This is a genomic window from Streptomyces sp. NPDC088810 (genome assembly GCF_044750305.1).
Classification (GTDB): domain Bacteria; phylum Actinomycetota; class Actinomycetes; order Streptomycetales; family Streptomycetaceae; genus Streptomyces.
The window spans coordinates 250179-267906 of sequence record NZ_JBIVJQ010000005.1; the positions used below are offsets into that span (position 1 = coordinate 250179).

Here is a 17728-nt window from a genome sequence, read left to right on the forward strand (position 1 = left end):
CGGTACCCACCGCTCCGCAGCAACCCCACCACCACTGCCCCTCACCCCCTGTCCGCCCACTCCGGAACCCCCACCCGTGATCACGTGTCCGCACCCGGCGGACGTCATCACCGCCGACGGCATGCCCCTGGTCCGCCCGTACCTCGTCGAATGGGAACGCGAGCGGGACGAACATGACCGGCGCCGCCTTCAGCGCGAGCGGCGCCGGGCGGCGGTCCTGGCGACGCTGGGGCAGGACTACGTTCCGGTTCCGTGGGAGGTCGCCGTATGAGCACGAGTACGCCGCGTCTGCGCAGTCTCGGCCTCGACCCGGCCACTGGCAAGGAGGCCTTGGCGGTCACGCACCCCGGCGGCCGTCTTGAGGAGCTGGCCGACGCGCACGCGCTGAAGGCCGCCGCTGTCCTGGTGACGGTCGTCGGCGCGGTGCTGGAGGTGGGGAAGGCGTCGGACGCCGAGCTCGCCGCCTTCGTAACGCCGTTGCACGCCGCGCTCGAAGAATGCGTCGGCATCATGGCGGCGGACAGGGAGTGACGGTGTAGCAGCAGTTCGGCCGCAGGGCCGGTGGTGCCGAGGGTGCCCGGGATTCCTCCTGGGCACCCACCATCCACCGACCGCAGCACGGGGCTGTTCCTGCGGCGGGAGGGCGGCCGCCGCACCCTCCTGCCCGTCGTCCACCGCCGGGTCCATGTGTTCCACCGCGAACCCTGGACGGCATCCTGACGCAGCGGTCACACTTGACCCCTGACCGTGACTGTTCATCACGCACACCGGGGGCAAGGTGCCGCAGGAGGCGATCTCCGACCGTTACGAACTCCTGGAGGAGCTGAGCCACGGCGGCATGGGCGACGTGTGGCGCGGCTACGACGCCGTGCTCGACCGGCCCGTCGCCGTGAAACTCATCCGGCAGGCCTCGGTCACCTCCCCGCAGCTGGCCGAGGAGTTCGCCAAGCGCTTCCGTCGCGAGGCCCGCATCACCGCGCGCATCCAGCACCCCGGCGTGCCGCAGGTGTACGACGCGGTGCTCGACGCGTCGTACGAGCGGCTGTTCCTGGTGATGGAACTCGTCGACGGCGTACCGCTCTCCGCCTACCTCGACCCCGGCCGGCCCCTGCCGGTCAGCTGGGCCGCCGCCGTCGCCGCGCAGATCGCGACCGTGCTGTCGTACGCGCACGACGTACCGGTGATCCACCGGGACCTCAAACCGGGCAACATCCTCGTCGCCCGCGACGGCACGGTGAAGGTCCTCGACTTCGGCATCGCGGCGATCCTGCGGACCGACGTCACCAAGCTGACCGCCACCGGCAGCCCCATCGGCACCCACCAGTACATGTCGCCCGAGCAGGTCCGCGGCGGACGCATCGCCCCGCAGACCGACCTGTACGCGCTCGGCTGTGTGCTGCACGAACTCCTCAGCGGGCGGCTCGTGTTCGAGGCGGAGAGCGAGTACCTGCTGATGTACCAGCACGTCAACGCCGCCCCCACCCCGCTGCGACAGCTACGGCCCGACGTCCCCGAGGCGCTGGAGGAGCTGGTCCTGCACCTGCTGCGCAAGGCGCCCGAGGCGCGGCCCACCGACACGCAGGAGGTGTACGCGCGGCTGCTGCCGTTCCTCCCGCCGCCGGGCGGAGAACCCGGCACGGCCGATGCCGGGCCGGCCGGCGCACCCGATCCGACGGGCGTGTTCCGTCGCCCTTTCGCGCCCCGCGCCCGCGCCCAGGCCTCCGCACCCGGTGGTTCGACGCCGACAGCCGTCCTGCCGGGGGTTCAGCCGGTGCCCGTCCCCGCCCGGCTGCGCGAGGACATCAAGGAGGCGTACGCCCACTCCGACGCCCTGCTGGAGGAGGAGCGGTTCGCGCAGGCCGCCGAGGTGCTCGGCGAGGTCATCGAACCCGCGGCCCTCGCCCTCGGCTCCGAGAGCAAGCAGGTCCTGGCGCTGCGCCGCCAGCGTGCGGCGATCCGCCTCCTCGGCGGCGACTACCGGGCCGCACTGCCCGAGTTCGACGCCCTCGCCGACGCGTACGCCCGCATCGCCGGACCCACCGGCGAGCAGGCCCGCGCCTGCCGCGCCCAGGCGGCCCGGTGCCGCGCCGAACTCGGTCAGGTCACCGACGCGCTCGCCGCGCTCCAGGGCGTCCTGAACGTCGTGCGGGCCGTCGACAGCGACGTGAGCGAGGAAGCCGTGGAGCTACGGCACAACATCGGGATGCTGCTGCTCGCCCAGGGCCGGGCCGTCGAAGCCCGGCAGGTCCTCGAACCCCTCCACCAGGACATGTGCATGGTGTTCGGACCCGCCGACGAGATGACCGTCGAGATCGCCGAGGCACTCGCCGTAATCCGCCTCGGCCTCGACGGTCCGCCTTCCTGACCCGCCTTCTCCAGAAGCGGCACCGGCCAGAACCATGCTGCTCGCGACGGGTTCGAAGCCGCACCGCACCGGTAACACAGCTCCTGGCGTGCCTCATCCGCCACGATGAGCGGTTCGCACCACTTCACCGAAAGGACCAGCCGTGTCGGATGTCGCACGAGACGACAACCGGGATGACGACCTCGCGGAGGAGGAATGGGACTGGGAGGAAGAAGACGAGGAAGAAGACGAGGACGCGCAACGCGTCCGGGACGCGGCAAAACTGGCTGACACGGATCCTGACCGCGGAATCCCCGCGCTTCTGGCTTTGATCGCAGACACCGACCTCGGCACCGTGGACAACCTCGAATACCGCGCAGACGCACTCGACCATCTGCTGAGCAAAGGCAGAAGCGCAGCGACCGCGGCATGGTGGGTCATCAATACCTCAAACCCCTGGCGTGAGATGCAGCGGGTTTACTGGGAGTCGAACCAGTACGCAGCTCCCGCGCAGCGGAAGCTGACCGAGGACGAACGACGGCAGGAACACCTCGCCGCTCTCCGGCACCTCGTCGCGTCCTCAAACCTGCAGGACGACCTCCGCTGGCCGGCCATCGGTGAGCTGATCAACGAGGAGGGGCGAGAAGGATACGAGGCCGTCAAGACCCTCGCTCCGGACATCAACATCGCGAACTTCGCCACCGGAACCGGCGACGCCGACGATGAGCACGCCTACAGCATCGCCCGCTGGGTCGCAGCCGACCAGGATCAGCCGGCCGAGGTGCGCCTGAAAGCGGCAGCGTGGCTACTCGACGAGGACGCATGGTCCGCTGACGACGCGGTGGCGGACGCGCTACGAGATGCACCCGTGGGCGCTTACGGACGCAGGAAGCTGCTCGCCAGGCTGCTGGAGATGGAGAACGCGCACCTGGAGGTGACCGACCCATACGCATTCGAGTGGCAGCAGGAGAAGGAGCGCACCGACAATGTTCCCGGTGTCGTCCGCCTTGCCGTGCAGGAAGCGGAACGCAACTACCCTGCCGGACCGCTGGACGGCCTGCTTCAGTCCTGGGTCGATGCCGCGCTTCGCGACCAGTGGGAAAGTGGTTGGCCGGACGCCCGCCGGGTGGCGGACGACGCTGTCGAACTACTGGTGGACATCGCGTTCCGCCACCAGGAGCTTCGCAAGCGCCTGGCCGCAGACCTCTCCTCGGCAGGCCCCGACGCAGACTGGCATCCGCTGCTGATACGCGGAGTTGATCCCCGGCCGAAGCAGGAGAGTCTCTTCCGCTCCACGGCAGAGGATGGATACTTCGCCTTCAAGGCAACGCCTGAGAGCCAGTTTGCACTGTGCAGGTCCGCTGGAGACACTCCCGAGCTCATTGACTGGGAGCTGACGGTCCTACAAAACAGTGTCGCGTCAGCGACGTGCTTCTCCGGGCGCCTGCTCGTCCAAGACAAGCAGATGTTCATACACTTCCCCGACGACCTGAACGCGCACCCCCACTGGTCCGCCCAGCTAATCGCCGGCTTGTCCGCCATCTCCCGCGCCGAGCCTCCCGGGTGAGCGTGCAGCCGCACGACTCGTGGGCCCCGCAGGCTGCTGTCCCTAACTCCTTACAGATCCCACTCGTCGGCCAGCAGCCCCACGAGCCGCTGCTGCCGCTTCTGCAGCAGTTTCGGCACCCACTCCTGGTGCTGCAGCACCTGGCTGGTCAGGGCGAACGTGGAGACGCCATGCCTGCCGGTGAAGTACTTGGCCTTCTTTTCCGTGAAGTCGTAGTTCTGGGCGTAGGCGTTCTTCGTCCGGTTGAGCAGGACGAGGTTGCCCAGCCGGTGCGTCCACTGAATGCGCTGCTCGTCGGTGAAGTTCCGCAGCCACTGCGATCCCTGTTTTGGGTTCTGCGGCAGCACGTGCTCGACGGTGATCAGAGTGTGGTCGTACGAGACTCCGGGCTTCCCGGCCAGCATCTCGTCCAGGCGCAGCAGGACGTACTTACGGGTCTTGGTGACGAGGTATATGTCGCCGTCCAGGCGCGAGAGCGTCTCGGCCTTCTCCGTGTCCGTCAAGGCGAAGGACGTCGCGTCCATGCCGTTGCCGGCGTTGAGTTCGCGCAGGAGGTCCGCGTAGCGGGTGACGCGGGGAGTGGTGTAGACGCGGCGGATGAACATGCTGGCCGCCAGCCGCTCCAGTGCGCCGAAGAATCTGTCGAGCCAGGCGGGGTCGTCACCATGGTTACGCAGCGCCCACAGAGCCGCGGGTCGCCAGTCGTTGTTGTCGATCTGCTGGAGGCGTTTGAACCAGGCGTTGACCTGCTCTGCTCCGGAGACCGCCGCGTAGCTGGCGTCACGGATCTGCACGTAGGCGTCCGCGTACGGCACGACGACATCATTGACGAACGACTCGGCCTTGCCGGGCAGATAGTGGCTGAGCACCTGCTCGGGAAACTCTTTGAGCAGTTCCCGCTCCGCCCGCTTCATGGCAAACACCATGCGCAGGTGAAGGAAGAGGTCGGCGAAGTCATCTCGCCCCAGAGCCTCCTCCGCGTCTTCCCACTTGCGTGCGCACTCCTCCGAGGCCTTCTCGTCCAGAGCACCGATGATGTGCGACTTGAAGATGTCCGTGGGCGAGAGGTCCATGCCCCGGGAATTCATCACGCTGAAGATGCGGTGCGCGCTGTCCAGATCGGGGGTGCTGACGACGACCAGGAAGGTGTGCTCGCCCAGCATCTGCACGAGATCCAGCCGTCGATCCTCCGACCAGTCGGTGAGAATCGCGTGCAGCGCCCTGGCGTTGCGCAGAACGGCCTTCTGCGCGTCCGTCGGCAGCGTCTCCTCCTTCAGGACCCGCAGTGCCTCGGTGGCTCCCTTTGTCTGGACGTACTTCTGGAAGAAGCCGGCGTCGCGGAATCGCAGGGTGAGCCTGGGCTTGGGATCGAGCCGGCGGACCTTGTTGCCGGGCTCCGTGACCAGTTTGTCGAGATCGCTGCGGAGGTCGGGGTCCTCCGTCAGGTCGCGAAGGAGGGCGAGCAGGATGGTCAGGGTGGTGAGGCGCTGCTGGCCGTCAATAACCTCAGCGGGCGCGTTGCCCTTGGCCTTGACAAGGACGATGGAGCCGAGGAAGTACGGCTCGTCCGTCCCCCTGTCCAGCGACTCCTCCAAGTCGGTGAGCAGCTGAACGGCCTGCTCGACGTCCCAGGCGTAGGGCCGCTGGTAGTCCGGGATCCGGAAGTCGTAGTCGCTGCTGAAGACCTTGTGCAGGGAGACTTCCTGCGCCTCTAGTTGCTGCATGGTCCAAGGATGTACGGGCCACTGACACCGTGTCCTAAGAATCCCACAAAGCCAAATGATGCTTGTGGGTCCTGTCCTGGGCACAGTGCCGTCACGGACACCGCAAGGGCTGAGGCTCGACTACCTAACTGTCACACACGTGCGACTACGTCAGCCGGTCCGAGATCCGCCCAAGCTCCCTATGTGAGGAGATGATGGACATGGCCGCCGAGGGGAACGACCGTGAGGAGGGGCGTGGCTCAGGCCCAGTACGGGTCACAGGCGCATGGCCGAATGGGACGGCTGACGCTCAGGTCGACGCTCGCCGACACTTTCCCCGCACCGCCGGGCCCACCAGCGAAAAGGGGCGCTTCTGCCGTGTTCAGGTCGCGCACTGCCGCGCCAAACTGGGCCGGGTGACGACGCCAGGCCCGTGAACCTTGCCGGTCACAGCACTAGGCTGCCGAAGGTGTTGCATGGGCGTGAGGACGGGGAGCAGCGCATGGACGACCTCTTGGACACACTGAAGCAGTGCGTTGATCGGCTGGTCCGTTAGCGCAGCCTCGGACGCCGGCTGGGTGAGCAGAACACGAAAGCCGGCCTCATCGAACCAGTGATCGCCGCCCTGGGCTGGGACGTGCTGGACCCCGAGGAGGTGCACCGCGAGTACCGACGGCGGACGACCGACAACCCCGTCAACTACGCACTGATCCTCATGCGCATGCCCCGGCTGTTCATCGAGGCGAAGGCGATCGGGGAGAATCTCGACGACCCGCGCTGGGCGAACCAGACGATCAGCTACGCAGCAGTCGCAGGTGTGGAATGGGTTGCGCTGACCAACGGGGCGGAATGGCGCGTGTACAACGCTCATGCTCCGGTTCCGGTCGAGCACAAGCTCTTCCGCACCGTGCGGATCGCTGACGACGTCGACGCTGCCTTCGGGCTGTTGTCCTTGCCCAGCAAGCACAACATGCGCGACAACCGCATCCAGGAGTTGTGGCGCAGCTTCTTCGTTGACCGCGAGGTCAACCTCGCCCTCAATGACTTGTTCGCCTCCGGTGAGCCGCCCAGAGAACTCATGTGCCGGGGGCACCAGGGAAAAGGCCCCGGACCGATCATGGTCCGGGGCCTTTGACGGCAGGGTTTGACGGCAGTGATGCCTCGGACCCTCAGGACCGAGCGCCTTCCCTGGATCCGCTCCTCCCCCGTTTGCCTCGCCAGTCTGAGCGAGCCACCAGCCGCTGAACTCCTGCGGCCGGTGTCCGGCCAGGCGTCGGCGTCCAGTCAGGCAGTGGAGACCGCGCACTGGCCGCGGTCGGCCGTCGTGGGGCCGGCGGTGGTGGGCCGGACGTCGAAATCGAAGATGGCGGTGGGGAGATACAGCGAGCAGCAGGCGTTGGGAATGTCCACGATCCCGCTGATGCGTCCCTCGATGGGGGCCGCGCCGAGGATCAGGTAGGCCTGCTCTCCGGAGTAGCCGAACCTCTTCAGGTACTCGATGGCGTTGAGGCAGGCGCGGCGGAAGGCAACCGTCGCGTCCATGTAGTAGTTGGTGTTGGTGTCGTGGTCCACGGAGATCCCGATGAAGGACATGAACTCCGAGTACCGCGGCTCGACATTGCCCGGCATGAAGACGGGGTTGGTGCTGATGCCGTACTTCTCCATGCCGCCCTTGATCAGGTCGACGTGGAAGTCGATGTAGCCGCCCATCTCGATGGCGCCGCAGAAGGTGATCTCCCCGTCTCCCTGGCTGAAGTGCAGGTCACCGCCCGACAGCTTGGCGTCGTTGACGTGCACGGGGTAGAAGACCCGGGCGCCGCGCGTGAAGTTCTTGATGTCGTGGTTGCCGCCGTTCTCCCGTGCGGGAACGGTGCGTGCTCCTTCCTCGAGGATGCGCTGGGCATCCGATCCGGTTGCCTTTCCCGCGAGTCCCCCGTCGGCATCGGGCGCGAGCCCCAGCGGCGGGATCCGGTCGGGGTCGGTGTCGATCAGCGCCTGCTCGCGCCTGTTCCAGCTCGCCAGCAGGTCCGCGGAGGGGGCGGTGCCGAAGAGACCGGGGTGGGTGATGCCGGTGAAGCGGACACCGGGCAGGTGCCTGGACACCGCCTGCTGACCGTGGAAGTCCCAGATCGCCTTGTAGGCGTCCGGGAAGTAGTCGGTCAGGAATCCTCCGCCGTTGGCCTTGGCGAAGACGCCGGTGTATCCCCAGCCCTGACCGGGTGCGGCCCCGACCTGCTGCGGTACGGGCCCCAGGTCGAGGATGTCCACGACGAGCAGGTCGCCCGGCTCCGCGCCTTCGACGCCTATCGGCCCGCTCAACATGTGCGTGGCCTTCAGGTCGACATCGCGTACGTCGTTGGCGGAATCGTTGTTGCCTATCTGCGCGTCGGTCCATTCGCGGCATTCGAGGCGGAACTCGTCCCCCGGATGGACCATGGCGGCGACCGGAACATCCGGATGCCACCTGTTGTGTCCCGGGACGGCCTGATCGCGCATGGACTTGCTCTGGTCCACTGTGAACTTGACTTCGGGCATGACGGCTTCCTTGGTCCTTCTGAATCGGTCACACGGATGCACCCGGGCCGGCCGGCGTCGTGGTGGCGGGCGCCGGTTGCCGCGATGCGCGGGTGAGCGGCCACAGCGCCGCAAAGACGACGACGGCGAAGACGCCCAGTGCGATGGCGGTCTCGTCGGGGTGTTTCCAGTAGCCGGAGAGCAGCAGAGCGGCGGGGATCACGCCGGTGACCCAGCCCTCGATCGCCGTGACCCAGCCGACGTAGCTGCCGAGCCTGTCCAACTTGAGGCCGAGCAGCAGGAAGAACAGGAACCACAGGAACGCCCAGTAGAGCCAGATCACCCCGAACGGGTTGTCCTTGGCCAGGTGGAAATTGACGAACGAGTACCCCAGGGCGGCGACTGCCACAAAGAGCGAGTAATAGCCGACACCATCGGTTTCGATGCCGACCAGGAGACAGATTCCCACGTAGAGGTAGGTGAATCCGAAGAGATAAATCCCGGACGCCGCCAAAATCTTCTTGGGGTCGTTGTCGGCGGCGAAGATGAGGTACGTCGGCGTCAGCACCTGGAGTGAACCGACGAAAAGGTTGAAAACCGCTGCCGAGCGGGGATCGACCTTTTTGAGGAGGAGCAGTCCGTTCAGGAAGAGCACCGCACCGACGAAGAGCAGTCCCACGTTCGCCACAGGACGCACCTCCCAAGTCCTTCAGGGACGGGGCAACTTGGAGAGCGCGGGGTGCGGTGGCCTGCGCACTCTCCTGCCGGGCGGCACTTCGGAGACCACCTCCGGGGCCTCACGGGACTGCTCCTCGCGGGCATGGACGGCGGCGACCGCGTTCGAGGTTCGTGCGAGAGAGGGGGCCGAATACACACGCCGTGCGGCGCCTCCGCAAACGGGACAGCCCGAGGACTTGGGTGCCGTGCCGATCGGCAACTTCACATCGAAGGTTCCGCAGCGGATGCATCGATATTCGTAGGTTGCCATCAGCAGCCTCCGACGCGTTCCTTTGTCCTTTCCAGGAGACGTCTCGTAAATCTCCGTGTCAAGTGGATGATGAACGGAGGAAGATCCATCTCACCCACACTTCCTGTGAGCCGACTCACCCTCCAAGCCCTGGACTGGCGCAACCCGGGTCTTTAATGTCCTTAAATAAGATGTTTCCTTCCCGGAGGTAGATCAGTGAGCAGCATGGACGCTGTGTGGGTCCGTGGCGTGAACGGCATTCAGATGCATCACGTGACCGACCTCCAGGACGCGAGCAGGTTTCTCGGCAACGCCGCGATGGCGCTGCGGGCCGCACACGTGAGGACCGGCACCGACCACTACGCCGGCATCGCCGCCGAGCTCAAGAGCCTGGCGGAGCGCGTGCGGCATCTGGAGGACGAGGCGCGGTCGAAGATGCACGACCTGCACTCCACCGATCCCGAGCGGTTCGCCCGCTGCAGGGACGGCCACGAGCCGTGGCCCGGCGAGATCCCCGCGGGGTTCATTCCGCGGCACACCTGCAAAGACGAGTGCCTCTACCACGACCGCGGGGTCATCGACGCCCTCATGCAGTGCACCTGCGGCCAGCCCCCGTGCCGCGCGTGCGAGATCGGCGGGAAGCTCTGAAGAGGCGCCACGGGTGGCCGTACGAGCGTGGCGCGCGATCGGCGTCCTGAGTAGTCCCCGCCGGCCCCGGGCCGTACAGCCGAGACGTGCAGCGACGAGCAAGCGGTGACCTCAGCTACGACCGGGGCAGCTGATCTTCGCGGGATTCGGCCGAACTCCTAAAGCGGGGGTCGCCCCTCCCCCGCCTTCGCGCGGGTGTGGAACTGCGTGACAACGGCTACTGATCGCGCTCGATGGAACTTGGCTCGCCCGCGAAGACTCCACCGACCACTTGAGCCGCGCGACGAGACGCGATGCGCCAGGCGAAAGGTGCCGATGTGGGGCTTCTTCGTCGCTGCCGTCAGCCCGCCGTCTTGGCGATGATGCGTTCCATCTCCTCTCGGCTGAAGGCCCGCAGGGTCGTGGAACGGACGTTGCCCACGCCACCGAGCTGCAGGAGTGCCGCGGTGGCGGTTTCGTCGTCAGGCGCTTCGATGATGGCCACGAGGTCGTACGGACCGATGGTCCAGTAGACACTCAGGAGCTTCGCCCCAAGCTTCTGTACCGCTGAACCGAACGTCTCGGCGCGCTTCGCGGTGTCCTTGTAGTTTCGGACCCCTTGATCGGTCCAGCTCAGCAAGGCGACGTACGTCGGCATGTTGTGCCACCTTCACGAGAAGACTCATCCTGAGGCCCAGCCTGGACACCTGGGCTGGAACCTGCATGAGTTGCGCACCCGAACGAGCCATACGACCGGGTTGGCGCCGGTGCCCGGGGACACAGGAAGAAGGGGCCGTCCCGGCTCACCCGGGACAGCCCCTTCCCTCACGCCAGGGCAGCGGTGTCAGTGCTTGAAGGCGTCCTTGGCCTTTTCCTTGGCCTGCCGCGCGTCACCCGCACTCTTCTCGGCCTGCCCCTCCGCGGCCATGCGCTCGTTCCCGACGGCGTTTCCCAAAGCCTCCTTGGCCTTGCCTTCCGCCTGCTCGGTCTTCGCCTTGGCCTTCTCACCGGCAGTCATGGAACACGCCTCCTCGTAGCTTCTGTAGCGGTGAAGCGCTCGTGCCCCCACATCCCCTGCACAAACTGCTCTACGTGGCGGTCGGGGGCGAGGGCGGCTGGAAGCAGGCGATGACATCCTTGCCGTGCGGACAACGGTGGGCCTCCCAGGCGTCGGCGAGGGCGTCGACCAGCATCAGACCGCGACCTCCCAGGGCACCGGCATCGGGACGGCGCTGCTCGGGCAGCTCGGGAGAGGCGTCATGAACGGTCACATGCAGGCACTGCTCATCCCACAGCAGGATCAACTGCGCCGTGCTGCGGGCATGCTTGTGAGCGTTGGTGACCAGCTCGGACACGGTCAACAGCACCGAGTCCACCAGGTCCGGGGCTGTGCGCAGCCACCCGAGCGAGGCCAGGTGGTCACGAGTCCAGTCCCTGGCCTCCTTCACCCCCCGGCTCGCCGGCAGCGAGCGCGCCCAACCCACAGCTTTGAGCGACGAGTCCTCTCCCACTGCTTCCTCCTTCACCGACCAGCCGGATGCCTGTCCCGTGTGCCCCGGATACGCAGGCCCAATTCCCGCGGATGCTTCCCGTGGAGGAGAACTCGGCGGCATGCGGAGGAGCCGTGCTCGGGGCGGCGGTGCCGGGCGCGGCAGCGGGGTGGTTCACCTGTACCCAGGCGGCAGGGCTGATCGGGCGCGTCACGCAGACGCCGGCCCAGCGGCCCTCGCTCCTCCTCACCCGGCGGGGTCCAGCCGGTCGGCGAGGTCGTGGGCGGTGGTGCCGGTGAGGTCCCCGACGTAGGCCCCGACGATTTCGAAACGGCCGCCGGTGATCGAGGAGGTCACGGAGGGTCTGCCCCAGAGCTTGCCGTCGATGACGATGGCGACTTCGTTGCGCGGGGCCGGGGCCGCCGCGATGGAGCCGGTGAGGGCGGCGAAACGGGACCGGTCGGCGGGGCCGAGGGTCACCTCGACCTGCCAGGTGCCGTCGATGGTGCTCTTCTCGGCCTTCGCGGAGGTGACACGGACGTCGGTCATGCCCCTGGCCCGGTCGGCGTGGACGCAGAACGCCGGTTGGGTCGCCGTCGCGTGCACGGTGTAGCCGCCGTTGCCATGGGTGCACGCGTGCTCCATGGCCGAGGTGACCGGCAGGAGGGAGACCGGGGCCGCCTTCCCGGTACCGCCCCCTGCGGCGGGTTGGACCACGTGCGCGCCCGGGGTCGCGCCGCCCGCGACGGCTACCCAGGCGGCGGCGACCGCCGCGGCGGCGACGACGCCGACCCCGGCGCGGGCCAGCCGCTGCCGCCGCCGGGCGACCCGCAACGCGTCATCGGCCAGGCCGACCAGATAGGCGCCGACGGGGTCACTGCCGCTCTCTCGGACATGGGCCTGCAAGGCATCGTGCAGCGACGTCTCGTGCTGCGGGTGTTCGGTCGAGCCGTTCATGCGGTGACGCCCCTTCCGGAGGCAGTGGAGGAGGAGGCCGACGGCCCTGCCTCGGCCAGGGTGGTGCGAAGAGAGGCGAGGGCCTTGTGGGTCTGGCTGCGGACCGTCCCCTGGGCGACGCCCAGGATCGCGGCGATCTCGTTGTCCGGCCGGTCCTCGAAGTAACGCAGCACGATCACCGCACGCTGGCGCTTGGGCAGCCGCCGCAGCGCGGACATGATGTCCTGCCGCTGGACCACGGTGTCGGCCCAGTCGGCGGCCTGCCCGGAGGGCTGGTCGGGCAGGGTGTCCGTGACCGTCTCCCGCCCCCAGCTGAGGAGCCGGAAGCGGTCCACCTGGGCGTGGTAGAGAGCCCGGCGCACATAGATCTCCGGTTGCTCCCGGTCGCGCAGCTTCGACCAACGCCGAGCGGTGGAGGCAAGCGCGGTCTGGAGCAGGTCCCGGCCCTGCTCCCAGTCTCCGGTCAGCAGGTAGGCCGTGTGCAGCAGCGATCTCGACCGCGCCGCCACGAACTCGCGGAACTGGCGTTCCTCGTCGGCGTTCAATGTGCCCTCCCTCGTTCCCCTGTAAGGACGGGTGCGGGAGGGGGTTCTACTGCCCGGCCGGCCGGACTTTCCCGACCATGCCGAGCACGCCGCGCGGAGAGAAGGGTCCCGGCCCGCCTCACATCCCGGTCGTACCGCCGCCGGTGAGGCCCGGGGCCAGCTCCGGGAACCAGAAGACGGCGACGGCCAGGGCGATCGAGGTGATTCCCACGGTGCGGGCCACCAGGCGGCCGGCCGGTACGAGCTTCTCGGCGGTGATCACGGCGGTCAGAACCACCATGGCCCACAGATTCATCACACCGAACGCCGCCAGCAGCACCATCAGCGACCCACAGCAGCCCAGGCAGAAGGCCCCGTGGTGGGCTCCGGCACGCAGATCGCGGGAGAGCCCCGGGTACGAGGCGTAGCGCAGCATCAGCCCGATCGGCGAGCGGCACCTCGCCAGGCAGCGGTCCTTGAGGGGCATGAGCTGGTAGACGCCGCTGGTCGCGAACACGGCGGCGGCCACTGCGGTCCCCGCTGCCGCCGGGAGGTTCGCCGCCCTGCCCAGGCCGGCGGCCAGCCCGTACGCCGGCAGCCCGGCCGCACCCCAGACAACCAGGTAGGCGATCGTGAAAACGACCATGTGCGGTGCCCGGTGCGCGGTGATGGTGCGTGCGTACAGCGCGGCGACGGGCGCCGTGGCGGGCAGCATCATCGCCGCCGTCATCAGTGTCCACATGGCCAGGAAAGCGGGCAGGCGCAGGCCCATGGTGCCCGGCATCGCCTGCATGCCGCCCCAGCGTGTCACCGCCCAGACCCAGGCGGCAGACGCCGCGACCAGCAGCAGCCCGGCGGGGCCTGCCCTGCGGCGGACGGTGACCAGCCAACCGGTCACGCGGACCACGTGAAGGGCGCCGAGTGTCCGTTGCCGCCGGAGTAGTCCCAGGACCGGCCGTGCACGCCGTCGCCCGTCGCCCGGGTCGACCGGGCGATGGTCAGCGTGCTGTTCACCGGGTGGAAGATGCCGGTCAGTCCCATGACCGGACCGTCCTCGCCGAACTGCGGGGCAACCTGGTCCTCGATCTCGATGTCGATGGCGCCGCCCACCCGCACGGAGTGGCGGCGGCCGTCGTCACGGTAGCCGATGGGAACGCGCTCCACGCCGAGGACCTCGCCGATGAGCGGGGTGAGCGCCGCCATCGGCCCGCCGGCCTGGCCGGAGAAGACCTTGCCCAGCGCATCCGCCTGGCCGTCGTCGGCCGAAGCGTCGAGGTACAGCGCCACCTGCCAGCCGCCCTCGGCCATCACCCGGGGCGCATCGATGAAGACGGCGACGTTGCGGTCGGAGACGTCCGTGCCGTCCACGTTCCCGCTGTCCACGTGGAACGCGAAGGTCACCTGGCAGCGCTCGTGGTCGGCCGGTGCGGTGAGGCCCGAGGTGGTGCAAGGGCACACCACGTCGCAGTTGCAGCTCTCCAGGTACGTGCCGTTCAGATTCCAGGGCACGGCTCATCGCCTCCCTCTTCCACGTCCCCCTCGGTGAGGGGAATGCATCGGGAGGGCCCGCTCCGTCCCGGTGCCGCTCTTCTCCAGGCTATTCCCGACGGCTCCCGTCGCGCAGATCCGCCACCGTTGGCGGTACCCGCCGATGCCGGGCAGCTTCCGTTCACCGGTCTGGTCAGCCATCCCGGATTCCAGGGACCCGATTCCATTCCGGCCCCGCGTGGACGGCCGCCCCCCGGCATGCGCGCCCCGGACGCCCGCCCGGGCCCCAGGCGCGCGTCCGGACGCCGGGGCACCGCCGTCCCCGCATCCGGCCGGCCCAGCCGCGGTGCCGAAGCCGGCCTGGCCGCCCCCGGCAGCCCGCCGTTTCTTTACGCTTCCCTGACGCCGGGGCCGGATCCGCACTACCTCCTCCCCGTGTCCTCCCCGTTGTCCGGATCGTGTCGGAGAAGGGGAGTGCCATGGAAGGCACCGTCGTCGCAGTGGTGGTCGTCGCCGTCCTCCTGCTGCTCGTGCTGAAGAGCGGGATGCGGGTCGTCAACCAGGTGGAGCGCGGGGTGGTGTTCCGGTGGGGCAAGGCGCTGCCCAGCTACCGGCAGCCGGGCGTCACCTTCCTCATCCCGTTCGCCGACCGGATGCGCAAGGTGAACGTGCAGGTGGCGACCATGCCGGTGCCCACCCAGGAGGGCATCACCCGGGACAACGTCTCGGTGAAGGTGGACGCCGTCGTCTACTTCCGGGTCACCGACCCGGTGCGCGCGGCCATCGAGGTGCAGGACTACGTCTTCGCCGTCGGCCAGGTCGCCCAGTCCTCCCTGCGGTCCATCATCGGCAAGAGCGACCTGGACGATCTGCTGAGCGACCGGGAGCGGCTGCACGAGGGCCTGGCCCTGATGATCGACAGCCCGGCCGCCGGGTGGGGCGTGCACATCGACCGGGTGGAGATCAAGGACGTCCAGCTGCCCGAGTCGCTGAAGCGGTCGATGTCGCGGCAGGCCGAGGCCGAGCGGGAGCGGCGGGCCCGGGTCATCACCGCGGACGGCGAGTTCCAGGCCGCGCAGCAGCTCGCCAACGCCTCCCGGATCATGGCGGACACCCCGGAGGCCATGCAGCTGCGCCTGCTGCAGACCGTGGTCGAGGTGGCCGCCGAGAAGAACTCGACGCTCGTCATGCCGTTCCCGGTGGAGCTGCTGCGGTACTTCGACCGGGCTGTGAAGAAGATCGACGCCGAGGTCACGACGGAGTCCGGTCCGGCGCCGGCTCGGCCGAAGACGGGACCGGAGCCCGTCGAGCAGCCGTAGCCAGCGCCAGGGTCACGCAGACCGAGCCCGCCGCCATCGCGGTCATCGCCGCGGCGGGCGAGGCGAGCTGGGCCAGGGTCCCCGCCGCCGTCGCGCTGACGCCCTGCAGGGTCAGCGTGCCGGCCGCGTGCAGGCCGAGGGCCTGGCCGGCCATGGCGTCGGGGGTCAGGCGCATCAGCCGCTCCTGCTGCACCAGGCTCGCCCCGAAGCCGGCGGAGGCCAGGGTCACACAGACCGCGGCCACCGGCACCGGCGGGTGCGCGGCGAACAGCAGGTACGGCGTCGCCAGCAGGAGCAGCAGCGGGGTGGCCAGGCGGGTGCGGACGGCGACGGGGAGCAGACGGCCGACCGTCACGTCCCCGGCGAACATGCCGAGCGCCGCGCAGGCGAACAGGGTGCCGGCCGCGTGCGGGGCGTACGACACGTACAGCGATTCACAGCCGACGACCATGCCGTTGGGCAGCCACAGGCCCAGATAGGTCAGGCGGCGCGGCCGGGACGACCACAGCTCGGCGTTGGTGCGCCAGGTCGCCGAGGGCGAGGGCCGGCCGGCGGCGCGGGGCGGCCGGGCGGTCAGGCCGAGCCGCAGGACGAGCGCGGCCGCCAGGTACAGGGCCGCCGCCAGCAGCAGGCAGGTGCGCGGGGAGAGCGCGGCGAGCAGGGCGCCGCCGGCGGCGAAACCGGCGACCTGCATCAGCCCGCTCATCATGTTGAACAGCGAACGCCCCGGCAGATAGCCGTCCTTGGGGAGGATCTCGTTGAGCAGCCCCCAGCGGATCCCGCCGCCGAGCGAGGCGGCCAGGCCCAGCAGGGCCACGAGGGTGAGGAGCGCGCCGGTCGGCAGGCCGGGCAGCGCCTGCACCGCCGTACCGGCCGCGAAGACCAGCGCGATCGCGGTGAGGGCCGTACGCGGGGGCAGCCGGTCGGCGCCGGACAGCAGGAAGGTGGCGCCCAGCACCTGGGCGAGCGACGAGCCGAACATGCTCAGCGCCGACAGGAGCGGGGAGCCGGTCGCCCGGAACACGAGGGTGCCGAGGGCGAGGCCGCCGACGGTCTGGGCCGCGGTCTTCGCGGCCGCGCCGAGGAGGAGCGGGGTGAACTCCGGGGTGCGGAACAGGGATCGGTAGCTGGGCATGCTGCGGAGTCTCGGCGGGGCCGCGGACGGCTCGTTATTGTTTCGCCACCGCGCGAAAGGTCGTACAGGCGGTTCGGGCCGTACGGGCCGTACAGGAGGGGGTCGCATGGGGTGGTGGCAGCTCAACGCGGACACCCTGGCGCGCAGCCGGTTCGTCATCTCGCCGCTCGCCGAGACCTTCGCCTGCCTGAAGCTGCTGCACGCCGGGCAGGGGTCGCATCCCGGTGAGCACGCCTGGCTGGGCAGCCACCTGCCCGGCTACCGGGCCCGGCTCGCGGCCGACCCCCTGACGGCCCGGCTGGTGCGGGCGGGGCTGGGCCGGGAGTGGATCGCCGACTTCCTCACCCCCGCGCCCCGCGCCGGGGAGAGCTTCGCCGAGGAGGTGGCCCGGGTGCGCGCGGCCGATCCCGGCGCTGCCCACGCCCATCTGCGGCTCTCCCTCGCCGGGCCGCTCCCGGCCGAGCTGGACCGGGACGACCTGCCGGAGCGGGCGGCGGGGTTGCTGGAGTGGGTGTGGCGGGAGACCGTACGACCGTCCTGGGAGCGGCGCCGGCGGGTGCTGGAGGCGGACGTGGTCGCACGGACCGCGCGGGTGAGCCAGGGCGGCTGGGCGAGCGTGCTGGACTCACTGCGGCCGGGCGGCACCCGGTGGCTGGGGGAGAACCGGTTCCAGATCAATCTGCACGAGTACCCGCCGCGCGAGATCTCCGGCGCCGAGCTGGTGTTCGTGCCGGTGACCGCGCAGCACACGGGCTGGGTGTCCTGGGAGGAGGGGGAGCGGTACGCCGTGGTCTATCCCTGCACCGGCGTCCTGGCCGGGGACGGCGGGCGTGCGGTGCCCGCGGGCCTGGGCGCGCTGCTCGGCGCGGCCCGGGCCGGGGTGCTCGTGCTGCTCGGCTCCCCCATGAGCACCAGCCAGCTGACCGCCGTCACCGGGCAGGGCCTCGGCTCGGTCGGGCGGCATCTGAAGGTGCTGCGGGAGGCGGGGCTGGTGGAGCGGCGGCGGGCCGGGCGGTCGGTGCTGTACGCGCGGACGGCGGCCGGTGACGTGTTGGTCGAGGCCGGGCGGGGGGCCGTGGCCCGGCGGGGCTAG

General features: G+C 69.3%; 20 protein-coding genes. 8 read left to right on the forward strand and 12 right to left on the reverse strand.

Features of this window, described 5'->3' with window-relative positions; translation table 11 throughout:
• Positions 1-76: 76 nt before the first annotated feature.
• From ACIP4Y_RS18885 to ACIP4Y_RS18900, 4 genes are all read left to right on the forward strand, one after another.
• A complete protein-coding gene (locus ACIP4Y_RS18885) occupies positions 77-271 on the forward strand; it encodes a hypothetical protein (protein ID WP_401394479.1) in 195 nt (64 codons plus the stop codon).
• On the forward strand, positions 268-531 hold the full coding sequence (locus ACIP4Y_RS18890; protein WP_333763755.1) for a hypothetical protein: 264 nt from the start codon (positions 268-270) through the stop codon (positions 529-531). Before ACIP4Y_RS18885 ends, ACIP4Y_RS18890 begins: the two co-directional genes overlap by 4 nt.
• 247 nt (positions 532-778) lie before the next feature.
• On the forward strand, positions 779-2365 hold the full coding sequence (locus ACIP4Y_RS18895) for a protein kinase (RefSeq protein ID WP_401394483.1): 1587 nt from the start codon (positions 779-781) through the stop codon (positions 2363-2365).
• A 142-nt stretch (positions 2366-2507) separates the two neighbouring features.
• Positions 2508-3911 (forward strand): hypothetical protein, encoded by a 1404-nt coding sequence (locus ACIP4Y_RS18900; protein ID WP_401394486.1) that lies wholly within the window; start codon positions 2508-2510, stop codon positions 3909-3911.
• Between the two features lie 50 nt (positions 3912-3961).
• Here ACIP4Y_RS18900 and ACIP4Y_RS18905 read toward each other — a convergent pair whose 3' ends face one another.
• Complete coding sequence (locus ACIP4Y_RS18905) at positions 3962-5635, reverse strand: DUF262 domain-containing protein (RefSeq protein ID WP_401394489.1); 1674 nt, start codon at positions 5633-5635, stop codon at positions 3962-3964.
• 592 nt (positions 5636-6227) lie between these two features.
• On the opposite strand from ACIP4Y_RS18905, the gene ACIP4Y_RS18910 reads away from it, so the two are divergent.
• On the forward strand, positions 6228-6749 hold the full coding sequence (locus ACIP4Y_RS18910) for a hypothetical protein (protein ID WP_401394492.1): 522 nt from the start codon (positions 6228-6230) through the stop codon (positions 6747-6749).
• A gap of 149 nt (positions 6750-6898) precedes the next feature.
• Here ACIP4Y_RS18910 and fmdA read toward each other — a convergent pair whose 3' ends face one another.
• Genes fmdA through ACIP4Y_RS18925 form a run of 3 tightly spaced genes read right to left on the reverse strand, consistent with a single transcriptional unit; the run spans position 6899 to position 9116 of the window.
• On the reverse strand, positions 6899-8149 hold the full coding sequence (gene fmdA / locus ACIP4Y_RS18915) for a formamidase (RefSeq protein WP_401394495.1): 1251 nt from the start codon (positions 8147-8149) through the stop codon (positions 6899-6901).
• 28 nt (positions 8150-8177) lie between these two features.
• Positions 8178-8816 carry an AmiS/UreI family transporter gene (locus ACIP4Y_RS18920; RefSeq protein WP_401394498.1) on the reverse strand — a complete coding sequence of 213 codons (639 nt, stop codon included), beginning with the start codon at positions 8814-8816 and terminating at the stop codon, positions 8178-8180.
• A 21-nt stretch (positions 8817-8837) separates the two neighbouring features.
• Positions 8838-9116, reverse strand: coding sequence for an FmdB family zinc ribbon protein (locus ACIP4Y_RS18925; protein WP_401394501.1), 279 nt, complete (start codon positions 9114-9116; stop codon positions 8838-8840).
• A 204-nt stretch (positions 9117-9320) separates the two neighbouring features.
• Between ACIP4Y_RS18925 and ACIP4Y_RS18930 the strand changes: the two genes are divergently transcribed.
• Positions 9321-9743, forward strand: a complete 423-nt coding sequence (locus ACIP4Y_RS18930) for a hypothetical protein (protein ID WP_401394504.1) — start codon at positions 9321-9323, stop codon at positions 9741-9743.
• A 340-nt stretch (positions 9744-10083) separates the two neighbouring features.
• On the opposite strand, the gene ACIP4Y_RS18935 is transcribed toward ACIP4Y_RS18930, so the two are convergent.
• From ACIP4Y_RS18935 to ACIP4Y_RS18965, 7 genes are all read right to left on the reverse strand, one after another.
• Positions 10084-10380: a GYD domain-containing protein gene (locus tag ACIP4Y_RS18935; protein WP_358639558.1), complete on the reverse strand. Its 297-nt coding sequence runs from the start codon at positions 10378-10380 to the stop codon at positions 10084-10086.
• A 186-nt stretch (positions 10381-10566) separates the two neighbouring features.
• On the reverse strand, positions 10567-10740 hold the full coding sequence (locus ACIP4Y_RS18940; RefSeq protein WP_401394508.1) for a CsbD family protein: 174 nt from the start codon (positions 10738-10740) through the stop codon (positions 10567-10569).
• Positions 10741-10810: 70 nt separating this feature from the next.
• Positions 10811-11233 (reverse strand): ATP-binding protein, encoded by a 423-nt coding sequence (locus tag ACIP4Y_RS18945; RefSeq protein WP_401394511.1) that lies wholly within the window; start codon positions 11231-11233, stop codon positions 10811-10813.
• 225 nt (positions 11234-11458) lie between these two features.
• Complete coding sequence (locus ACIP4Y_RS18950) at positions 11459-12169, reverse strand: SecDF P1 head subdomain-containing protein (RefSeq protein ID WP_401394514.1); 711 nt, start codon at positions 12167-12169, stop codon at positions 11459-11461.
• The gene (locus tag ACIP4Y_RS18955) at positions 12166-12714 is read right to left on the reverse strand and encodes a SigE family RNA polymerase sigma factor (protein WP_401394517.1); all 549 of its coding nucleotides are present in this window, start codon (positions 12712-12714) and stop codon (positions 12166-12168) included. Before ACIP4Y_RS18955 ends, ACIP4Y_RS18950 begins: the two co-directional genes overlap by 4 nt.
• Before the next feature lie 118 nt (positions 12715-12832).
• Complete coding sequence (locus tag ACIP4Y_RS18960; protein ID WP_401394520.1) at positions 12833-13591, reverse strand: DUF2182 domain-containing protein; 759 nt, start codon at positions 13589-13591, stop codon at positions 12833-12835.
• Complete coding sequence (locus ACIP4Y_RS18965; RefSeq protein WP_401394523.1) at positions 13588-14202, reverse strand: DUF1326 domain-containing protein; 615 nt, start codon at positions 14200-14202, stop codon at positions 13588-13590. The genes ACIP4Y_RS18960 and ACIP4Y_RS18965 overlap by 4 nt, the downstream gene beginning before the upstream one ends.
• Positions 14203-14660: 458 nt before the next feature.
• Between ACIP4Y_RS18965 and ACIP4Y_RS18970 the strand changes: the two genes are divergently transcribed.
• A complete protein-coding gene (locus tag ACIP4Y_RS18970; protein WP_401394526.1) occupies positions 14661-15500 on the forward strand; it encodes a slipin family protein in 840 nt (279 codons plus the stop codon).
• Here ACIP4Y_RS18970 and ACIP4Y_RS18975 read toward each other — a convergent pair.
• Entirely contained in the window at positions 15433-16635 is a 1203-nt protein-coding gene (locus ACIP4Y_RS18975; protein WP_401394529.1) for an MFS transporter, read from the reverse strand. The two genes, ACIP4Y_RS18970 and ACIP4Y_RS18975, sit on opposite strands and share 68 nt — an antisense overlap.
• 106 nt (positions 16636-16741) lie before the next feature.
• Here ACIP4Y_RS18975 and ACIP4Y_RS18980 point away from each other — a divergent pair, with 106 nt between their 5' ends.
• Positions 16742-17728 carry an ArsR family transcriptional regulator gene (locus ACIP4Y_RS18980; RefSeq protein WP_401394532.1) on the forward strand — a complete coding sequence of 329 codons (987 nt, stop codon included), beginning with the start codon at positions 16742-16744 and terminating at the stop codon, positions 17726-17728.

Bases quoted from the DNA above. Each gene is read 5' to 3' on its own strand.
- ACIP4Y_RS18890 (WP_333763755.1), top strand. From the start codon at position 268: ATGAGCACGAGTACGCCGCGTCTGCGCAGTCTCGGCCTCGACCCGGCC.
- ACIP4Y_RS18905 (WP_401394489.1), bottom strand. From the start codon at position 5,635: ATGCAGCAACTAGAGGCGCAGGAAGTCTCCCTGCACAAGGTCTTCAGC.
- fmdA (WP_401394495.1), bottom strand. From the start codon at position 8,149: ATGCCCGAAGTCAAGTTCACAGTGGACCAGAGCAAGTCCATGCGCGAT.
- ACIP4Y_RS18925 (WP_401394501.1), bottom strand. From the start codon at position 9,116: ATGGCAACCTACGAATATCGATGCATCCGCTGCGGAACCTTCGATGTG.
- ACIP4Y_RS18930 (WP_401394504.1), top strand. From the start codon at position 9,321: ATGGACGCTGTGTGGGTCCGTGGCGTGAACGGCATTCAGATGCATCAC.
- ACIP4Y_RS18935 (WP_358639558.1), bottom strand. From the start codon at position 10,380: ATGCCGACGTACGTCGCCTTGCTGAGCTGGACCGATCAAGGGGTCCGA.
- ACIP4Y_RS18940 (WP_401394508.1), bottom strand. From the start codon at position 10,740: ATGACTGCCGGTGAGAAGGCCAAGGCGAAGACCGAGCAGGCGGAAGGC.
- ACIP4Y_RS18950 (WP_401394514.1), bottom strand. From the start codon at position 12,169: ATGAACGGCTCGACCGAACACCCGCAGCACGAGACGTCGCTGCACGAT.
- ACIP4Y_RS18970 (WP_401394526.1), top strand. From the start codon at position 14,661: ATGGAAGGCACCGTCGTCGCAGTGGTGGTCGTCGCCGTCCTCCTGCTG.
- ACIP4Y_RS18975 (WP_401394529.1), bottom strand. From the start codon at position 16,635: ATGCCCAGCTACCGATCCCTGTTCCGCACCCCGGAGTTCACCCCGCTC.
- ACIP4Y_RS18980 (WP_401394532.1), top strand. From the start codon at position 16,742: ATGGGGTGGTGGCAGCTCAACGCGGACACCCTGGCGCGCAGCCGGTTC.